Annotated in this window: 20 protein-coding genes; 7 read left to right on the forward strand and 13 right to left on the reverse strand. The window is 68.8% G+C overall.

All coding sequences use genetic code 11. From position 1 onward, the window contains the following. Positions 1-53: 53 nt before the first annotated feature. Positions 54-593, forward strand: coding sequence for a bacterial proteasome activator family protein (locus tag OH768_RS26825; RefSeq protein ID WP_406457690.1), 540 nt, complete (start codon positions 54-56; stop codon positions 591-593). Positions 594-655: 62 nt separating this feature from the next. Here OH768_RS26825 and OH768_RS26830 read toward each other — a convergent pair whose 3' ends face one another. Then, the gene (locus OH768_RS26830) at positions 656-2,293 is read right to left on the reverse strand and encodes a protein kinase domain-containing protein (protein WP_406457692.1); all 1,638 of its coding nucleotides are present in this window, start codon (positions 2,291-2,293) and stop codon (positions 656-658) included. Positions 2,294-2,614: 321 nt separating this feature from the next. Between OH768_RS26830 and OH768_RS26835 the strand changes: the two genes are divergently transcribed. Continuing rightward, a complete protein-coding gene (locus OH768_RS26835; protein ID WP_406457694.1) occupies positions 2,615-4,192 on the forward strand; it encodes a protein kinase domain-containing protein in 1,578 nt (525 codons plus the stop codon). Between the two features lie 76 nt (positions 4,193-4,268). Here OH768_RS26835 and OH768_RS26840 read toward each other — a convergent pair whose 3' ends face one another. The 3 genes from OH768_RS26840 to OH768_RS26850 form a co-directional block, all read right to left on the reverse strand. Beyond that, a complete protein-coding gene (locus OH768_RS26840) occupies positions 4,269-5,273 on the reverse strand; it encodes a phosphotransferase (protein ID WP_406457696.1) in 1,005 nt (334 codons plus the stop codon). 113 nt (positions 5,274-5,386) lie between these two features. After that, positions 5,387-5,788, reverse strand: coding sequence for a pyridoxamine 5'-phosphate oxidase family protein (locus OH768_RS26845; RefSeq protein ID WP_406457698.1), 402 nt, complete (start codon positions 5,786-5,788; stop codon positions 5,387-5,389). Between the two features lie 49 nt (positions 5,789-5,837). Next, positions 5,838-6,500, reverse strand: coding sequence for a response regulator (locus OH768_RS26850; RefSeq protein WP_406457700.1), 663 nt, complete (start codon positions 6,498-6,500; stop codon positions 5,838-5,840). 322 nt (positions 6,501-6,822) lie between these two features. Here OH768_RS26850 and pdhA point away from each other — a divergent pair, with 322 nt between their 5' ends. The 3 genes from pdhA to OH768_RS26865 are packed head-to-tail and all read left to right on the forward strand — an operon-like array spanning position 6,823 to position 10,361. Further along, positions 6,823-7,980, forward strand: a complete 1,158-nt coding sequence (pdhA, locus tag OH768_RS26855; RefSeq protein ID WP_406457702.1) for a pyruvate dehydrogenase (acetyl-transferring) E1 component subunit alpha — start codon at positions 6,823-6,825, stop codon at positions 7,978-7,980. Between the two features lies 1 nt (position 7,981). Continuing rightward, entirely contained in the window at positions 7,982-8,974 is a 993-nt protein-coding gene (locus OH768_RS26860) for an alpha-ketoacid dehydrogenase subunit beta (RefSeq protein WP_406457704.1), read from the forward strand. 10 nt (positions 8,975-8,984) lie between these two features. Further along, positions 8,985-10,361: a dihydrolipoamide acetyltransferase family protein gene (locus OH768_RS26865; protein ID WP_406457706.1), complete on the forward strand. Its 1,377-nt coding sequence runs from the start codon at positions 8,985-8,987 to the stop codon at positions 10,359-10,361. A gap of 97 nt (positions 10,362-10,458) precedes the next feature. On the opposite strand, the gene OH768_RS26870 is transcribed toward OH768_RS26865, so the two are convergent. From OH768_RS26870 to OH768_RS26910, 9 genes are all read right to left on the reverse strand, one after another. Next, positions 10,459-11,418 (reverse strand): Bro-N domain-containing protein, encoded by a 960-nt coding sequence (locus OH768_RS26870; RefSeq protein WP_406465455.1) that lies wholly within the window; start codon positions 11,416-11,418, stop codon positions 10,459-10,461. Positions 11,419-11,538: 120 nt separating this feature from the next. Next, the gene (locus tag OH768_RS26875) at positions 11,539-12,219 is read right to left on the reverse strand and encodes a contact-dependent growth inhibition system immunity protein (RefSeq protein WP_406457708.1); all 681 of its coding nucleotides are present in this window, start codon (positions 12,217-12,219) and stop codon (positions 11,539-11,541) included. Positions 12,220-12,245: 26 nt separating this feature from the next. Beyond that, positions 12,246-12,587, reverse strand: coding sequence for an RNase A-like domain-containing protein (locus OH768_RS26880; protein ID WP_406457710.1), 342 nt, complete (start codon positions 12,585-12,587; stop codon positions 12,246-12,248). Between the two features lie 10 nt (positions 12,588-12,597). Next, positions 12,598-13,200, reverse strand: coding sequence for a hypothetical protein (locus tag OH768_RS26885; RefSeq protein WP_406457712.1), 603 nt, complete (start codon positions 13,198-13,200; stop codon positions 12,598-12,600). Between the two features lie 30 nt (positions 13,201-13,230). Next, positions 13,231-13,950, reverse strand: coding sequence for a hypothetical protein (locus OH768_RS26890; RefSeq protein ID WP_406457714.1), 720 nt, complete (start codon positions 13,948-13,950; stop codon positions 13,231-13,233). Between the two features lie 16 nt (positions 13,951-13,966). Beyond that, complete coding sequence (locus OH768_RS26895) at positions 13,967-15,703, reverse strand: RNase A-like domain-containing protein (RefSeq protein WP_406457716.1); 1,737 nt, start codon at positions 15,701-15,703, stop codon at positions 13,967-13,969. Beyond that, a complete protein-coding gene (locus tag OH768_RS26900) occupies positions 15,703-16,017 on the reverse strand; it encodes a WXG100 family type VII secretion target (RefSeq protein ID WP_406465457.1) in 315 nt (104 codons plus the stop codon). Before OH768_RS26900 ends, OH768_RS26895 begins: the two co-directional genes overlap by 1 nt. Positions 16,018-16,081: 64 nt before the next feature. Then, the gene (locus tag OH768_RS26905) at positions 16,082-16,513 is read right to left on the reverse strand and encodes a WXG100 family type VII secretion target (RefSeq protein ID WP_406457718.1); all 432 of its coding nucleotides are present in this window, start codon (positions 16,511-16,513) and stop codon (positions 16,082-16,084) included. A 90-nt stretch (positions 16,514-16,603) separates the two neighbouring features. After that, on the reverse strand, positions 16,604-17,041 hold the full coding sequence (locus tag OH768_RS26910; protein WP_406457720.1) for an ATP-binding protein: 438 nt from the start codon (positions 17,039-17,041) through the stop codon (positions 16,604-16,606). Between the two features lie 220 nt (positions 17,042-17,261). On the opposite strand from OH768_RS26910, the gene OH768_RS26915 reads away from it, so the two are divergent. Together OH768_RS26915 and OH768_RS26920 are read left to right on the forward strand one after the other, a co-directional pair. Next, on the forward strand, positions 17,262-18,143 hold the full coding sequence (locus tag OH768_RS26915) for a helix-turn-helix domain-containing protein (protein ID WP_406457722.1): 882 nt from the start codon (positions 17,262-17,264) through the stop codon (positions 18,141-18,143). Between the two features lie 5 nt (positions 18,144-18,148). After that, on the forward strand, positions 18,149-18,382 hold the full coding sequence (locus tag OH768_RS26920; protein WP_406457724.1) for a DUF397 domain-containing protein: 234 nt from the start codon (positions 18,149-18,151) through the stop codon (positions 18,380-18,382). The last annotated feature ends 49 nt before the right edge of the window (positions 18,383-18,431 follow it).

Raw genomic sequence — 18,431 nt, forward strand, 5'->3', positions numbered from 1 at the left:
TACGAGGGGGGGCACCACGGTGGTGAGGTGTACGGGTGCGAGAGAATGGCGGCATGGAGATGCCGAGGAACGAAAGGTCACCGGAGAAGCCTCAGATCCTGGTCGTGGGCCAGGACGGGATGGCGCTCGGTGGCACCGGGGACGAGGACTCCCGCGAGATCCCGGTGACGGAGATGGTGGAACAGCCCGCCAAGGTCATGCGGATCGGCAGCATGATCAAGCAGCTCCTGGAGGAGGTGCGTGCCGCTCCTCTGGACGAGGCGAGCCGGGTGCGGCTCAAGGAGATCCACGCCAGCTCGGTGAAGGAGCTGGAGGACGGTCTTGCGCCGGAGCTGGTCGAGGAGCTGGAGCGGCTCTCGCTGCCCTTCACGGATACGGCGATCCCGAGCGACTCGGAACTCCGTATCGCGCAGGCCCAGTTGGTGGGCTGGCTGGAGGGACTCTTCCACGGGATCCAGACCACGCTGTTCGCCCAGCAGATGGCCGCGCGGGCGCAGCTGGAGCAGATGCGCCGGGCGCTGCCGCCGGGTGTCGGTGACGGCGGCGAGGAGGGCCAGCCGGGCGGCGGCCGGGTGGGCGGCCCATACCTGTAAAACACCCCACATGTTCAAAGGGCCCGGCAGCAGTCGCTGCCGGGCCCTTCCACATCACGGGGTCAGGACGGGTTGCCCGTCGAGACGTTCAGCTGGATCTGGGGCATCTCCTTGGCGTCCACGTCCGTGCCGGCGGCCGGGAACTGCTCCATGACCGTGCCCTGGCCGTAGGTGTTCTCGTCCTCGGACTTGACCTTCACCTTCCAGCCCGCGGCCTGGAGGCAGGACTTGACCGACGAGATGTACTTGAACTGGAAGTCCGGAACCCGGATCTTGTTGGGGTCGTTGTACGACTCCTCCGGCTCCGTGCACGCGGTCTTGTCGATCGTCTTCGACGTGTCGCCGTCGCGGTGGCCCTCCACCGCCGTCGCCGAACTGCTCGCACTGGAGCTGCTGCCGTTGCTGCCCAGGTCGTTCGAGCCGTTCCCGGCGTTCGCCAGGGCCGCGATCAGCGAGCCGATCGCTATGAGGGCGACGATGATCGCGCCGATGACCACCGGCTTGTTGCTTCGGCCGCCGCCTCCCCCGGGGGTCGGCGTCGGGTGCTGCGGGTTCAGGTTGTACGGCGGCGGGGTCGAGATGCCCTGCTGCCCGAACCCGACCGAGGCCGGCGTCTGGTAGCCCGGCTGCTGCGGATAGCCGTAGGCGGGCGAGGGCGGCGCGGGCGCCGGAGTGCCGTGGTACGGGCCCGGGTGGTACGGCGTCTGTACGGGGCCGGTGGGCGCCGGGGCCGCCTGGTCGACCGGGGGGAACACCGCGGAGCCGACGCCGGCGCCACTCTGCGCGGGCGCGCCCGGCACGATGCTCGGGGCCGCCGCGTGCAGCGAGGACGCCACGCGCAGACACTCCTCGCGCATGGACTCGGCGTTCGGGAAGCGCTCGTTCGGGTTCTTCTTCAGCGCGCGGGCGACCAGCGCGTCCACGGCCGGCGGCAGCGAACGGTTGATCGAGGAGGGCGCGACCGGCTCCTCCTGCACATGCGCGTACGCGATGGCCAGCGGCGAGTCCGCGTCGAACGGCAGCCGCCCGGTGACCAGTTGGAACAGCATGATGCCGACCGAGTACAGGTCGCTGCGCGCGTCCACGCCCCGGCCGAGCGCCTGCTCCGGCGAGAGGTACTGCGGGGTGCCGACGACCATGCCGGTCTGCGTCATCGAGGTGACCCCGGACTGCATGGCGCGGGCGATGCCGAAGTCCATGACCTTCACGACACCGCGCTTGGTCATCATCACGTTGCCCGGCTTGATGTCCCGGTGGACCAGGCCCATCTCGTGGCTGATGTCCAGCGCCGCCAGCACGTCCGCGGTGATCTTCAGCGCCTTGTCGGCGGGCATCGCACCGAACTGCCGTACGTCCTCGTCGAGTACGGAGCCCAGCGGGCGGCCCTCGACGTACTCCATGACGATGTACGGCATCGTCGAGCCGTCGAGCGCGTCCTCGCCGGTGTCGAAGACGGAGACGATGTTGGTGTGCGTGAGCTTGGCCACGGCCTGGGCCTCGCGGCGGAAGCGCTCGCGGAAGGCCTGTTCACGGCCGAGCTCGGTGTGGAGTGTCTTGACCGCGACCTGGCGGTCGAGCACCGAGTCGTAGGCGAGGTGCACCGAGGCCATGCCGCCCTCGCCGAGCAGGTCGCGCAGCTGGTAACGGCCACCCGCCAGCGCGCGCCCCGTATACCGGCCGTGTGGGCCGTCCTGGCTCATGTTCCGTGTCCCCCATCGGCGCCGGCTCAGTGATCGAATGTGCCATTCCCGGCCAAGTCTGCCGGAGGGCACTGACACGTCAAGCGCGGTGCCCGTTCCGTGACCGTACGCGAAAGAAGAGTCGTGGAAGCGTTACAGGTGCTGTACCGGCGGTACACAGAATTTGCACGACGACGCGTGGTACCGATTTGATGGCCGGTCCGTCTCAGGACGATTCCGGCACTGATCCCGGAACGGCGGCTTGCGCCGAGCCTGTAGCGTGGCCGACGGAGACCGTAACAACACCGCGCTCACCGCGGGCAGAAACGACGGCGAGGACTGATGGCACAGCAGCACGCTCAGGGCCCGTCCGACCCCGAGGCGGCTGGCGGCGGAATGTCGGACGCACCGGAGCTGTGGGGCAACGGCGGACTGGTCGGCGACGGCCGGTACCGGCTCACCCACAGACTGGGCCGGGGCGGTATGGCCGAGGTTTTCGCGGCCGAGGACGTCCGGCTCGGGCGCACGGTCGCGGTCAAGCTGCTCCGCTCCGACCTGGCCGAGGACCCGACCTCCAAGGCCCGCTTCACGCGCGAGGCCCAGTCGGTGGCCGGGCTCAACCACCACGCGATCGTCGCCGTGTACGACTCCGGCGAGGACACGGTGTCCACGGGCGGCTACGGTGCGGGCGGCGGCCAGTCCGTGCCCTACATCGTCATGGAGATCGTCGAGGGGCGGACGATCCGCGACCTGCTCCTCAACGCCGAGGCGCCCGGGCCCGAGCAGGCCCTGATCATCGTCTCCGGTGTCCTGGAGGCGCTCGCCTACTCGCACCAGCACGGCATCGTGCACCGCGACATCAAGCCCGCGAACGTGATCATCACGCACAACGGCGCCGTCAAGGTCATGGACTTCGGCATCGCGCGCGCCCTGCACGGGGCGTCCACGACGATGACGCAGACCGGCATGGTCATGGGCACGCCCCAGTACCTCTCCCCGGAGCAGGCGCTCGGCAAGGCCGTCGACCACCGCTCCGACCTGTACGCGACGGGCTGCCTCCTCTACGAACTCCTCGCGCTGCGGCCCCCGTTCACCGGCGAGACCCCGCTGTCGGTGGTCTACCAGCACGTCCAGGACATCCCCGTCCCGCCGTCCCAGACCTCGAACGGGGTCTGCCCGCCGGAGCTCGACGGCCTCGTCATGCGCTCCCTCGCCAAGGACCCGGACGACCGTTTCCAGACGGCCGAGGAGATGCGCGGGCTGGTCCAGTACGGCCTGCAGATGCTCTACGACCAGGGCGGCCACACCGGCACCTGGAACACCGGCCCGGTGACCGTGGCGAACGGTCAGGGGACCCCGCCCGGAGGCTTCGCCGGCACGGCGATGATGCCGCAGGACGCCTCCGGCACCGCGCAGATCCCGCAGCCGATCCTGCCGGGCGGCTACGGCAATGGCGACGACGGCGGCTTCGAGGGGCACGGCAACCACGGCAGCGGCCGGGGCAAGCTGTGGATCCTCGCCGTCCTCGCGGTGATCGCCATCGCGGCGGGTGTGGCCCTGGCCATGAACAACACCGGGAACGGCACCGGGGGTTCGGGTACCTCGCAGTCGCCCACGACCTCGCAGTCCGCGACCGACGACCAGACCTCCGAGACACCGAGCGACGAGGCGTCGGCCACGCCCTCGGACACGGAGACGGACGACAGCGGCACGAGTTCCGGCTCGGGCTACACGCCGACGCCCACGCCGTCGTACACCCCGTCCGAGACGGCCAGCGAGGAGCCGTCGGACACCCCGACCCCGTCCGCCACGAAGCCGTCGGACACCCCGACCGCGAGCACCTCGGCGGATCCGACGGACACGGGCGACCCCGGTGCCGACGGCGGTACCGGCACCGTCGCCGGCGCCCTGGGCGGCTGACCTTCACGCACCTCGACACGCGCGCGTGCGCCCTCTAAACAGGGGTCCACGCGCGCGTGCCGTTTTCCGCCGTCCTCTAGGGGGCGCACTCCGTGAAGGCCTCGCACACCGCGTCGTACTCCCGCGTCCACCACACGGCGAGCGCCGAGGCGGCCGGGAACTGGGGGTCCGCGCGGGTGTCGCCGCGTTCGTAGTGCCAGCGCAGCATCCAGAAGTCGTTGAGCCGTTCCCACCACACCCGGTGCACGGCGGCGGCGAGTTCGGAGGGCGTGGCCCGCGCGGCCCGCCGGTACGCGTGCGCGTACGCCCGCACCTTCGGCAGGTCGAGCGCCCCGTCGGGCCGTACGAAGAAGATCGCGGCGGCACGTACGGCCTCCTCGGCGCGGGGCTGTACGCCGAGCCGGTCCCAGTCGACGATCGCGGCGGGGGTGTCGCCCTTGTAGAGCAGGTTGAACGGGTGGAAGTCCCCGTGCACCCACCCTACGGAGGCACCGCGCGGAGGTCGCCGGTCCGCGTGCCGTTCAAGCAGCTCCCGCCGTTCCAGCAGCCGGTGCCGTGCCAGTTCGTCGAAGGCGTCGGCGGGCCGGTGCCGGCGGACGTGCCCGAGCAGGTCGTCGATGAGGGCGAAGGTGACGGCGGGGTCGGCCCCCGGCACGCACTCCGCGCGCTGCCCCGGCATCACCCGCTCCAGGCTCGCGTGGACGACCCCCAGCAGCGCGCCGAGGCGGCCGCACTGGACGGTGGTCAGCTGGCCGCCGTGGCGGTGGCGGCCGTCGATCCAGGGGTGCAGGGCGTAGGCGTGACCGCCCACGACGGCGACCGTACGGCCGTCGCGGTCCGGCAGCGGCGGGGCGACGGGGACGCCGAGGTCGGCCAGCCGCCGGGTCGCGGCATGCTGGCGGGCGATCGCCGCCGGGTCCGCGGTCTCGGGGTCGAAGTGGTGCTTGAGGAAGTAGCGGCCCCGGGTGGTGCGGAGCCGGTAGCCGCGGTTCAGGAGGCCCTGTTCGACGGGTTCGCAGGCGACGGCGGACCCGGCGGCGTACTGGCGGAGGAGGGCGCCCAGCGGGGGCGCGTGGGGCACGGGGGGTGGTACACGTAAGGGCGGCACGCGGCCGATGCTAGGGCACGGAGCGGGCCTGTGAGCTGCGGTTTGTCACAGAAAGTCACCGGTCGGTCGTCGATGGTCGCTTTCGGTCACAGGGTGGGCCCGAAGTGCCGTTCCAGGCCGCCGTCCGCCGAATGCACGGTGCTGAGCCGCGGTTCGACGCGCAGGTAGACCATCGCGTCCCGGGCCGGGCCGAAACGTTCGACCTGGTCGGCCGTCGGCTCGTACGGCTCGCACGTGCCGATCACCTGCACGGACCACAGGCCCTCGCCCGGCCCGGCCGAGTCCAGGTTGTCGGCCCCGTAGGCGACGACGCTGCCCACGCACGCGTGGTGGTAGCCGTGGCTCCGGGGCATGCGCAGCAGCAGCCGGCCGTCCTGGACGATGTGGCCGGCGAGGGCCAGGAAGGGCAGCGCCCGCAGGGTGGTCGCCACCCTGCCGTGGTCGGTGCGGGAGAGCAGGGCGATGGCCGGCTGTGCGTCCTCGGACATGTGACCACTGTCGGCGCGTCCGGCCTCCCGGGGGAGAGGTCTTTGGTCCCTAATCGCGCCGCCGCTCGGCCTGTCTGCGCGCCACGTAGGCCGCCGCCTGCGAGCGCCGCTCCATACCGAGTTTGGAAAGCAGACTCGACACGTAGTTCTTGATGGTCTTCTCCGCGAGGTGCAGCCGCTCGCCGATCGCCCTGTTGGTGAGCCCCTCCCCGATCAGGTCGAGAATCCTGCGCTCCTGGCCGGTGAGCCCGTCGAACCTGTCGTCCGGCTTGGCGCCGCCGTTGCGCAGCCGCTCCAGGACCCGGGCGGTCGCCACCGGGTCCAGCAGCGACTTCCCGGCCGCGACATGCCGTACGGCACTCAGCAGTTCATTCCCCCGGATGGCCTTCAGGACGTACCCGGATGCGCCCGCCATGATCGCGTCGAACAGAGCCTCGTCGTCCGCGAACGAGGTCAGCATCAGGCACTGCACCGAGTCGTCCCGCGCGCGGATCTCCCGGCACACCTCGACCCCGCTGCCGTCCGGGAGCCGTACGTCCAGGATCGCGACGTCGGGGCGGACGGCCGGGATCCGCACCAGCGCGTCGGCCGCCGTGCCGGCCTCGCCGACCACCTCGATGTCGTCCTCCACGGAGAGCAACTCGTGGACACCTCTGCGTACCACTTCATGGTCATCGAGGAGAAAAACACTGATTTTTCCATCTTCGCGCACGCCGCAAGTCTCACACGCGGCCTCTTCCCGTGCCCGAGGTGACCGGGATAACGTGCCGTTGTTCCGGCCCCCTGCAAGGCTGTGACCAGGAGTTGTTCCCGACTTTGCCGATTTACTTGGAAATCCAAGCAAAATCGCAGGTCAGGAGGGGTTTCACAGAATTGTGGAGCACTGGGTAACGTGCCTGTTGCAGGGCGCTCGCCGGGGCACCTGTCACGCCTGCTCCCGACGAACCGCACCCACCCTGTGCGTCCGTGGGGCGCAGGTGAGCCGCACTGGCACCCGGCGAACCCGGGGAGCCGGACCGACGGAGGAGCACACGTTGACCGTGGAGAGCACTGCCACGCGCAAGCCGCGACGCAGCGCCGGAAGCAAGGCAAAGGGCGCCGACCCGGACCTCGTCCAGCTGCTGACGCCCGAGGGCAAGCGAGTCAAGAACGCGAAGACCGCCCCGTACGACAAGTACGTCGCCGGCATCACCCCCGATGAGCTCCGCGGCCTGTACCGCGACATGGTGCTCACCCGCCGCTTCGACGCCGAGGCCACCGCCCTGCAGCGCCAGGGCGAGCTGGGCCTGTGGGCGTCGCTGCTCGGCCAGGAGGCCGCCCAGATCGGCTCCGGGCGGGCCACCCGCGAGGACGACTACGTCTTCCCGACCTACCGCGAGCACGGCGTCGCCTGGTGCCGCGGGGTCGACCCGACCAACCTGCTGGGCATGTTCCGGGGCGTCAACCACGGCGGCTGGGATCCCACCACCAACAACTTCCACCTGTACACGATCGTCATCGGCTCGCAGACGCTGCACGCCACCGGCTACGCGATGGGCGTGACCATGGACGGCGCCGACAGCGCCGTCATCGCGTACTTCGGGGACGGCGCCTCCAGCCAGGGCGACGTCGCCGAGTCGTTCACCTTCTCCGCGGTCTACAACGCCCCGGTCGTGTTCTTCTGCCAGAACAACCAGTGGGCCATCTCCGAGCCCACCGAGAAGCAGACCCGCGTCCCGCTCTACCAGCGCGCGCAGGGCTACGGCTTCCCGGGCGTCCGCGTCGACGGCAACGACGTACTGGCCTGCCTCGCGGTCACCAAGTGGGCGCTGGAGCGGGCCCGCAGCGGCGAGGGCCCGACGCTCGTCGAGGCGTACACGTACCGCATGGGCGCCCACACCACCTCCGACGACCCGACGAAGTACCGGGCCGACGAGGAGCGCGAGTCGTGGGAGGCGAAGGACCCGATCCTGCGGCTGCGCCGGTACCTTGCGGCCTCAAACCACGCGGACGAGGGATTTTTCGCGGAACTCGAAGCCGAGAGCGAGGCGTTGGGCAGGCGAGTGCGCGAAGCGGTCCGTGCCATGCCGGACCCGGACCGGTTCGCACTCTTCGAGCACGTGTACGCGGACGGGCACGCGCTCGTCGACGAGGAGAGGGCCCAGTTCGCCGCCTACCAGGCGTCGTTCGCGGACGAAGAAGGGGGTAAGTGACATGGCGGAGACCGCGACTTCCAAGAACCTGCCGCTCGCGAAGGCGATCAACGAATCGCTGCGCGCCGCCCTGGAGTCCGACCCCAAGGTCCTCATCATGGGCGAGGACGTCGGCAAGCTCGGCGGCGTCTTCCGCGTCACGGACGGCCTCCAGAAGGACTTCGGCGAGAGCAGGGTGGTCGACACCCCGCTCGCCGAGTCGGGCATCGTCGGCACCGCCATCGGCCTGGCCCTGCGCGGCTACCGCCCGGTCGTGGAGATCCAGTTCGACGGCTTCGTCTTCCCGGCCTACGACCAGATCGTCACCCAGCTCGCCAAGATGCACGCCCGCTCCCTGGGCAAGGTCAAGCTCCCGATCGTCGTCCGCATCCCCTACGGCGGCGGAATCGGCGCGGTCGAACACCACTCGGAGTCCCCCGAGGCCCTGTTCGCCCATGTGGCCGGCCTGAAGATCGTCAGCCCGTCGAACGCGTCGGACGCCTACTGGATGATGCAGCAGGCCATCCAGAGCGACGACCCGGTGATCTTCTTCGAACCGAAGCGGCGCTACTGGGACAAGGGCGAGGTCAACACGGAGGCCATCCCCGGCCCCCTGCACAAGGCCCGCGTGGTCCGCGAGGGCACCGCCCTGACCCTCGCCGCCTACGGCCCGATGGTGAAGCTCTGCCAGGAGGTCGCCGACGCGGCGGCCGAGGAGGGCAAGTCGCTGGAGATCCTGGACCTGCGCTCGGTGTCCCCGCTGGACTTCGACGCGATCCAGGCCTCGGTCCAGAAGACCCGCCGCCTGGTCGTGGTCCACGAGGCGCCGGTGTTCTTCGGCTCCGGCGCCGAGATCGCGGCCCGTATCACCGAGCGCTGCTTCTATCACCTGGAGGCGCCGGTCCTCAGGGTCGGCGGCTATCACGCCCCGTACCCGCCGGCCCGCCTGGAGGAGGAGTACCTGCCGAGCCTGGACCGGGTGCTCGACGCCGTCGACCGCGCTCTGGCGTACTGAGGAGAGGGTCGTGACGACGATGACTGAAGCGTCCGTACGCGAGTTCAAGATGCCGGACGTGGGCGAGGGCCTCACCGAGGCCGAGATCCTCAAGTGGTACGTCCAGCCCGGCGACACCGTCACCGACGGCCAGGTCGTCTGCGAGGTGGAGACGGCGAAGGCGGCGGTGGAACTCCCCATCCCGTACGACGGCGTGGTCCACGAACTCCGCTTCCCCGAGGGGACGACGGTGGCGGTGGGTACGTCCATCATCGCGGTGGCGGTGGCGGGGGGCGGTGCCGCTCCCGAGGAGACCCCGGCCGCTCCCGTGCAGGAGGAGGCGAAGCCCGCGGCCCGCACGCCGGTGCTGGTGGGCTACGGCGTCTCCACCTCCGCCACGAAGCGCCGTCCCCGCAAGGGCGCGGAGATCCCGGCCCAGGAGGCGTCGGCGGCGGTCCAGGCGGAGCTGAACGGCCACGCGAGCGGGGCCGCTGTCGTGGAACAACGCCCCCTCGCCAAACCGCCGGTGCGCAAACTGGCCAAGGACCTGGGCGTCGACCTGGCGACGGTGACCCCGTCGGGCCCGGACGGCATCATCACCCGCGAGGACGTGCACGCGGCCCTGGCACCGGCTCCGGAACCGGTCCAGGCACCGCCCGTGCCGGCCGCGCTCTCGGTGCCGTCCGCGACGTACGACACGACCCGGGAGACCCGCATCCCGGTCAAGGGCGTCCGCAAGGCGACGGCGGCGGCGATGGTCGGCTCGGCGTTCACGGCACCGCATGTCACGGAGTTCGTGACGGTGGACGTGACACGCACGATGAAGCTGGTCGAGGAACTCAAGCGGTCCGACGAGTACGGGATGCAGGGCCGACGGGTCAACCCGCTCCTGCTGATCGCCAAGGCCCTGCTGGTGGCCATCAAGCGCAACCCGGACGTCAACGCGTCCTGGGACGACGCTTCGCAGGAGATCGTCCTCAAGCACTACGTCAACCTCGGCATCGCGGCGGCGACACCGCGCGGGTTGATCGTGCCGAACATCAAGGACGCCCACGCGAAGACGCTGCCCCAACTGGCCGATTCGCTGGGCGAGTTGGTGTCGACGGCACGCGACGGCAAGACGTCCCCGGCGGCGATGCAGGGCGGCACGGTGACCATCACCAACGTCGGCGTCTTCGGCATCGACACCGGCACGCCGATCCTCAACCCCGGCGAGTCGGCGATCCTCGCGATCGGCACGATCAAACTCCAGCCGTGGGTCCACAAGGGCAAGGTGAAGCCACGTCAGGTCACGACCTTGGCGCTGTCCTTCGACCACCGCCTGGTGGACGGGGAGTTGGGTTCGAAGGTGCTGGCGGACGTGGCGGCGATCCTCGAACAGCCGAAGCGGCTGATCACCTGGGCATGACGTCCGCCCATTCGGTACCGTAGGGCGCCTGGAGGGGACGGCCGCAACTTCGCTTTGCGACCGTCCCCTTCGCTGTTCCGGAGTGTTCAGGCCGGTCTCAGGAGCCGTTGAGCACGTACACCGGCGCCCCGTCCTCCGCCCCGCCGCGCGAGCGGATGCAGGCGTGCTGGCGCAGCAGGCGGAGACACTCGTTGACGCGGTGTACGGTCAGCCCCGTACGCGACGCGATCGATTCGAGCGGCTCACGCAGTTCCCCCTCCTCGACCAGCACCGGTGCGATCACCACGGCCACCGTCCACACGTCCTCCGTGACGGACAGCCGTTGCCGCCAGTCGGCCAGCACGGATTCAGTGGTGGGCTGGAGGGTGGGGGCGTCGACGACCGCAGGACGGCCGGGAGCGAGCACATCGAGCCGGTCCGCGATGCGTCCCATGGCCTGGGCGATGGCCTCCTGCGCGACGAGCGTCGCACGCTGCGCGGCGAGCATCTCCCTTTGCAACGCCAGCGATTCACGCTGTGCGACCGCGAGTTCCCCGTCCATCTGAAGGTTGTGCGCCTCCAGCCGGACGATGGCCTCGGCGACCTGTTCGGGCATCGCGTACGCGATGGGGGCTCCGGGATCGGCGGGCTGCACCTCCGCCTCCTCCAAGGTGTAGGACCCCTCCCGCTGAACCGTCTCGATCACCTCGGCGACCCACTGTTTGAAGGGGGCGCAGGCGGGTTTCGTACAGGCGTTGACGAGCAGGATGAGACCTTGGAGAGAGATGACATTCAGGTCTCGCCGCCACTCTCTACCTGCGGGAATGTCCAGACCGTAAGCTCCAGTTACGGTCTCGAGAATCTCTCGATGGTCGTTGGGCACGTGGTCGGCGAGTGCCTGCCGCGAGTTGGTGTACCCCAGCTCCTTGCAGACATCAACAGCCGGGAACCAGTGCGTCCCGTCCGGCATGGTCAGCCTCCGGACGCGGGCTCCGGTAGCCGCGTAGACGAAGTCGCTGATGTCGATGGCGTCCTGCGGCGACTGCCGGTTCGGCTTGTGCTTGCTGGGTTCGATCATATGAACCACCTCCGCAGCGAAACGTAGAGCGAAGGAAATCGAATATGCCAACCAGCGCACGGATGTTCACTGTTGAGGAGGAAGATCGCTGATTTCGCGGCCTGGGACCATGGGGGCGTGCTATTCGGTTCGGATGCCGTCGGCGCGCGGCGCGGTCAGCCGGTCGGCGACCAGCGCGAGCCAGCCGCTGGGTGAGTACGGCGCCGGTGGGTCGACCTCCATGCCCAACTCGGCTACGGCGAGGGCGTAGTCGGACTCGTCGGTGTCCAGAGCGAGCAGTTCGTGAAGTTCGCCGGTGAGACGGGCGACGAGCTGCGGATCGGTCGAGGCCCGGTAGTCGTCGATCGCCGCGTCGTGGTCGTCGAACTCGTCCGGCATGTCCTGCGAGAACCAGCAGCCGAGGAACTGACCGAGTTCAGGGAAGCGGGCGTGCCATTCCCAGTGGGTGGCGGGGGCGGCCGGGGGCGGGACCTCGCCCTCCTCGACGCTGTGCTTGATGTGGTCGGCGAGGCAGTACAGCCACTGCTGGATCTCGCCCTCGGAGAGCCCCACGTCGGGGATCGCGTAGAACTCACCGAGGCGCAGGCGGAGTCGGCCGGGAGGGTTGTCGGCGTACTCGCGGAGTTGGCGTTCGGCGACGGCGAGGGCCCAGGGGCGGCTGTGCCAGGTGTGGCGGAGGTAGGCGACCAGCGCCTCGCTCGCCTTGTCCGGGGTGTCGTCGGCCGGCTGTCCGGCGTAGGCGCGGATCACCTGGTCCAACTCGCCGTAGCGGCGGTCGTGTTCGAGGGGGCTCAAGGGCACGGGATCAGCCTCTACGGATCGGGTCGCTACAGGTAGACGGGGAAGGTGGCGTGGACGGCGAACCCGTGCGGCCGGGACGCGTCCCGCTTCAGGATCACCCGGGCCGCGTGGACGTCGACGGGGTCTCGCCCCGCCAGCATCATCGCCTGGAGCAGTACGCGTCCGACCGGTTCGGGGCGGGAGGGCCAGGATGCCTCGATGGTCAGGCGGGGGCGGGTGGACTGGGCGAGCCAGCGGTGGATCGCCTGTTCGTTGGCGGTGACGGTCTGTTGGGTGGCCCATTGGGCGGTTTCTCGGTCGGGGTAGGTGGCGGAGCGGGTACGGACAGCGGCGGACGCGGTGGGCCCTGTGCCGTTGGCTTTGGTCATGAGAGTCCCATCAGGTCGCGTCGAAGGACCAGAAGACACCGACTTCGTTCTCGGACACCGCAATCATGCCGAGATCCCAGTCGTACCGGGAAAAAGGGGTGCAGCCGGTGGTCGCGTCGTAGAAGTCCGGGGCGTCGGCCGGGCGGTCGCCGTGTGAGCCCGGGTAGCCGCTGTTCGTGTAGAAGGACGTCCCTTCGGGGAAGCGGGCGAGGATCATCCGGGCGTTGTGTTCGAGTTCCGGTCGGCGGATTTCGAAGTGATTGTGGGCTCGCTCGCTGGGAACGTCCAGCCAGGTGGTGGCCAGCATGACGAGCAGCCGCTCCACCGATATCCGGGGCACCGTCCACAGTGCCACCCGCCACGCCGCGACGCCTTGCGGGTCGGAAGGCGGCAGGACGAAGGGGAAGAACGGGTCCTCCAGGCGTTCCTCGTCGCCTTCATCGGCGTCGATCCACTTCCAGGACCGGGGATCCGTTGCCTCCCGGCGCATGATCGCCGCTACGTCCCTCACCCAGTCCTGGTGTGCGCGAGGTCCCACCAGGACGTACGAGTACCGTCGCTCGTACATGGTGAGCGCCGCGGCCCAGGCCTCGGCATCCGGCGCTGTTTTCATCGGCTTTTCCGGGAGCGGTGCATGGGTGACCTACGCGGAAACCCAGTGCGGCGGGTGCTCTTCGCGCATGTGGGTGGTGAAAGTCTCGACGATGAGCGGTAGCCAGTCCGACCAGTCAAGGGTGCCTGATCCCAGGCCGTGTTCGACTTCGAAGAACCGGTGCATTGATTCCTCGCTGTGGAAGATGGTCAGTGCTTCCGTGCACTCTGCCACGAGAGGGGGGAGATACCACAGACAGATGAGGTGGCCGTGGCATTCCTCGATGAAGAGGTGGAGTCCCTCGGACTCGGTCATGTCGTCCTCGGTGGCGATTCCGTCCTGGCCGTAGTAATTCGACAGGAATTCGCTCAACTGAGGGAAACGGAAGGCGAGTTCCGGGCTTGTGGGGACGGCTCGGGAGAGTTTGGTGACGAAGCCCGACTTCCAGGACTCGGTGTGCCTGGCGATGCCCCGCAGTACCGTCCATGGCTCGTCCGTCTCCCATCCCGACGTCATCTCTCTCAGGTCGTCGGGTACCACCGCGGTGCCTGCGAAGCTCGGCTCCAAGGCATCGGCCATCAGACGTACCTCGGCGGCGACCTCGTAGAGGTTTCTTCCGCCTTTCCTGCCCGCGAGCCACAGGGACCGCAGTGTCGGCTCCAGTGCGGCCGCGTGTTCGTCGACCGGATCGGGGGTGCGATGACGGAACACCGACAGCAGCGTCCGCGCTCCCTCGAAGCGGAAGTGGTTGATCGTCTCTTCCTCAAGCATGCTGTTCTGTCGTTCCTCAGGTGGCTGTCGGCGTGGAGGTGATGAGCGTGAACGGAGGGTCCATGCCCGGGGCGGGCTTCACTCGGATCTGCACGCCGTGCGACTGGACCGCGTTCGGCTCCCGGTGCGCAGCGAGTGCTTGTTGGTACTCGTTCTTGGTAATGCTGCTACCGGTCACCGGGCCCTGAGGATCAAGGTAGGTGAAGGGCTTGTTCGGCGGATGGTACGGAGGCCCGCTGTTCAGGTAGTCGCTGATTGCGTCCTGGTTCTTGTCGATGGCCAGCTGGGTGAATTTCTGGCCATCAGCCAGATTCTTGAAGGTGGATGCCGCGGGGATATTGGTCTGATCGCGCAACCGCTGCACGAGCTGTGCGTCGGTTTTCCCGATGTGCTTGTCGACGCCGTGCGAGTTCTCGATGTATTCCTGGTTCGCCAGATCGAGGGGATACCTGTGGTTTCCCGCCGAATCGTTCGGCACGGTCCACTTGTGTTCATTCTTGAAGTCGTTGAGCGCCCGCGCGCCGAAGGCCTCGGCCCTGGCCTCCTCCGCGTCGAACGTGGGCGCGCTCCTGAGCGCCTCGTCCAACTCCCAGTCCAGTTCGAGGAGTTTGGCGGCGGCGTCGCTGAAAGCCTGCTGGTAGATCTCGACGGCCTTGTCCGCGGCCTGCCGGTCCATGTGCCTGCGGAACGCCATCACCAGCTCGCCGAACATGTCCGTGGCCGCGAGTTTGAACAGTTCCAGCGGGTCGAGCCCGGTCGTCAGGTCCACGACCATCCCCTTGGCCGCCGTCTTGGCGAGGTTCTCGGTGGTCGTCCGGCAGGTGCGCACGACCTGGGCCAGGTCGTCGCAGGTCTTCTGGACGGTGTCGGCGGTGTGGTGCAGCACCTCCAGGATCGGCCGGCGCTGCGCGGGTGCCACCGTCGCCGAGGTCTTCCAACTGCGGCCGCCCTGCTGTGCGATGTTGCCCTGCGCGTCACGATTGCGGCCCCAGGCGGTGGTACCCCAGATCGACTGGCAGAACGACTTCATCGCGCCCTGCCATTCGCTGTTGCCCTGCGGATCGGTCATGTAGTCGATGGCGGCGGTGAAGTTGTCGCCCGCCTTCAGTACGGTGCCCGCCGCCTCCCGCCATGCGGTGGCCATCCCCTTGAGGTCGTCGTCGCGTGCGCCCGGGGTGATCTCGTGGGTCTTGCCGAGGTTGAGCCCGTACTCGACAGCCGGCCGCGCGATATCGGCGAGGAAGTCCGGGATCTCACCGAGCGCCCCGGAGATGGCCCACGAGTCGGCGTCCTCGCCCGTCCCGGACCACTTGATGTCGTTGATCTTTCCGTAGTCGGGCTGTTTGTCGATGACGGCCGGAGGAGTGCGGCGGGGCGGCGGTCCGTACATACCGCGCGAAGACCAGTCCGCCGCCTGGTAGTTGTTGGCGGTCACGGTCAGACCGACCGCGACACCGCCGACGCTCAGCACACTGGCCGCCCAGACCTTGACGAACTTCTCGGCGATCTGCATGTAGACGTTGGCGAAGGAGTCCGGGCCCCATCCGGTGCCGGCCGACTGGCTGTACTCATTGAGCGCGCCGACCAGTCGGGTGGCTCCCTTGTCGTAGTCGAACTGTCCGTCGCGCACCACCGCCGACGAGTAGTACAGGTGCGGCGGCTGTACGTCGAAGCCGCCACCGGCGCCAGGCGCAGCCGTCTTCAACTGGTCGCGTTCCTGCTGGCGTTCGGCGTCGCTGGGCCGGTCTGCCATCAGGCCGCCCCCCAACCCCGCAGCACCGCCCGATGCGCCGCCGCGTAGTTCGCGTGACCGGTGGTGACGTACGCGTGCAGCCACTTCTGTGCGGCCTGCAGGTCCTGTGCCGAGCGGTCCCACTCGAGCTTCTCGACGAAGACCTCGCGGGCCTCGCCCTTCCAGGACAGGACGACCGGTTCGGCACGGTCGTAGAGGTCGTCGAGTTTGCCGTTGAGCTGCTTGAGGATGTCTTCCAACTCGGCGGTGAGGTCGTGGAGAGTGGCGAAGGAGACGGCTATGTGGTCGTCGTCGGCGGAAGCCCCGGTCGACATGATCCCCATGGATATCGGTTCCGTTGGCAACTACGGCTGGGTGACTGGCACTTGACGGCTCGGTTCAGAAGGAGTCGAGGCTGCTGCGGGGCGGCGTCGGCGTATCGCCGCCCGTCGCCTCCCCGCCGGGCGTGGACAGCTTGGCGACCTCGCTGCCGACGTTCACCTGGATCTTCCGCATGCGCTCCAGCACCTCGATGTCGTTCGCGGAGAAGCCGTCCCTGCTCATCCGGACCGCCTGCTCCAGCAGCTTCATCACTTCGCGGATGCGTACGGCGTCCTCGGTCGCCGCGCGGTGGAACTCGCGGTAGGCCGTCGCCGCCGGGCCGCGCCAGCCGGCCTCGATGCGGTCGACGATCGCGTCCATGCGTCTGACCTGCTTGTCGAGGTGGTCCTGCATGTCGTCGAGGTCGCCAGCGAGTTTGGTGAGGTCGGAGGACGTCACCCGTAGGTCAGGGCCGCCGCCTTGGCTCGTACCGGTTCCGGGCACTGCCATGCCGTATCCCCGCCCCCGTCGCGTCGGCATCACACGTCACTTGCTGTTGCAATAATCCTACGGTTCGCAGTGGCCCTGAAGCGAGGCCGTTCAGGTTCCCGCGATGTCCAACTCCGCCCAGACGGTCTTGCCGACCGTGAGTCTCTCCACGGCCCAACGGGCGGCCAGCGTACGGACGATGAGGAGACCTCGGCCGAACTGGTCGTCCGGTGTGGAGGTTTGGGGCCATGGGAGCCGTTCGCCCCTCGGGTCGGTGACCGCCACGCGGAGTGCGTTGCCGGTGAGGGACGTCTCCACGCGGAACAGGCGGTCGCGGAGGCAGCCGTGGAGTAAGGCGTTCGTGCACAACTCGCTTGCCAGCAGGGCCGCGTCGGCGGCGGAGTGGGGGTGTCCCCAGGCGGTCGTGAGGTGGGCGACGTGTCTGCGGGCGCGGGGGATGTTGCTCGGGTAGGGCGTGTAGGTGACGGCGTCGTAGTGGTCGTAGGGGCCGTTGGGCTTGGGGGGTCCGGGAGGACAGGAGTCGGTCACCGGGGCGCACCTCCTTGTGCGATGGGGGGACAGGGGCCGGGGGCGGGCGGCATGGTGCCCTTCCGCCAACTGGTGCCGCTGGGTGGCTTGTTGTGCACTGACGGTAGCGGTGCGAGGAATGGGCCAGCAAGTGTGAGGCCATAAATTTCTACTAGAACTTGCTTGCCCTCCGTATGTTGGCCGCACAGACTGTGACCAACTCGGCGGGAGGGAAGGCGACATGGCAGGTAGAAACCCTGATCGCGGTGTGTCCGTGTCGACCGTGCTGGCACGGCGACTGGGCGGTGAGCTGCTGCGTATGCGTGAGGTGCGCGGGCTGCGTCAGGCGCATGCGGCCGAAGCGTTGTCGGCGTCCGTGGCCAAGGTCGCCAAGATGGAGCGCGGGCTGGTGCCGATCCGGGATCCGGACATCCGCGCGCTCTGTCACCTGTACGGCGAGACGGCCGAGCCGGTGATCGGGCGACTGCTGACCCTCGCGAGGACGGACCGTGAGAGACGCAAGGCCCGTGGCTGGTGGAACCAGTACCCGCAGCTCTCCGCGATGGTCGAGTACGTGGCACTGGAAGACATCGCCACCAGCATGCGCACCTGGGAACTCGCCTTTGTCCCAGGTCTGTTGCAGACGCCGGACTACGCCCGGGCAGTGGCCGTGGGCGCGGGTTCGTGGGAGGACCCGGACGAGATCGAACCCTTTGTGAAGGCGAGGCTGGCTCGTCAGGCTCGGCTGCATACGGAGCGGCCACTGGAGTTGTGGGCCGTGGTGCACGAGGGTGCGCTGCGCCAACTCGTAGGCGGGCGGGCTGTGATGAAGGAACAGCTGGGTCAGCTGCTGGACCTGGCACGGACGGACACGGTGAAATTGCAAGTGGTGCCCTTTCTGGCAGGCGCCAACCCGGGCATGATCGGGGCGTTCAGCATCGTCTCGTTCGCTGAACCCGGCGCCCTGGACGTCGTACATATGGACGTACCCTCTTCTACGCTCTGGTTGGAGAGCGAGGAAGACGCAGCCCGGCACAGTCGGATCTTCGATCGCATCGCGCGAGTGGGGCTGGCGGAGCGCAACGCTCTCGACCTGATCGAAGCCATTCGCAAGGAGATGTAGATCCGGTGACCGAGTTCGTGTTCGTGAAGTCCAGCTACAGCGGTGGAGACGCCGGACAGCAGTGCGTCGAGGTCGCCCGCAACGTGCCCGGCACGATCGCCGTCCGTGACTCGAAGGACATGGACGGGCCGACAGTTCGGCTCGCCCCCGCCACCTGGGCCGCGTTCGTCGCGCTCACCAGCGTGACTCGACTCCCCGGGGCACATGCACAGGGGCGATCGTTGCGCGCTCTCCTATGACACCGCCACCGGCCGCTCGACCGGCACGAGCACGTACGACCAGCTGAAG

The sequence above is a fragment of the Streptomyces sp. NBC_01622 genome, assembly GCF_045209635.1.
GTDB lineage: Bacteria > Actinomycetota > Actinomycetes > Streptomycetales > Streptomycetaceae > Streptomyces.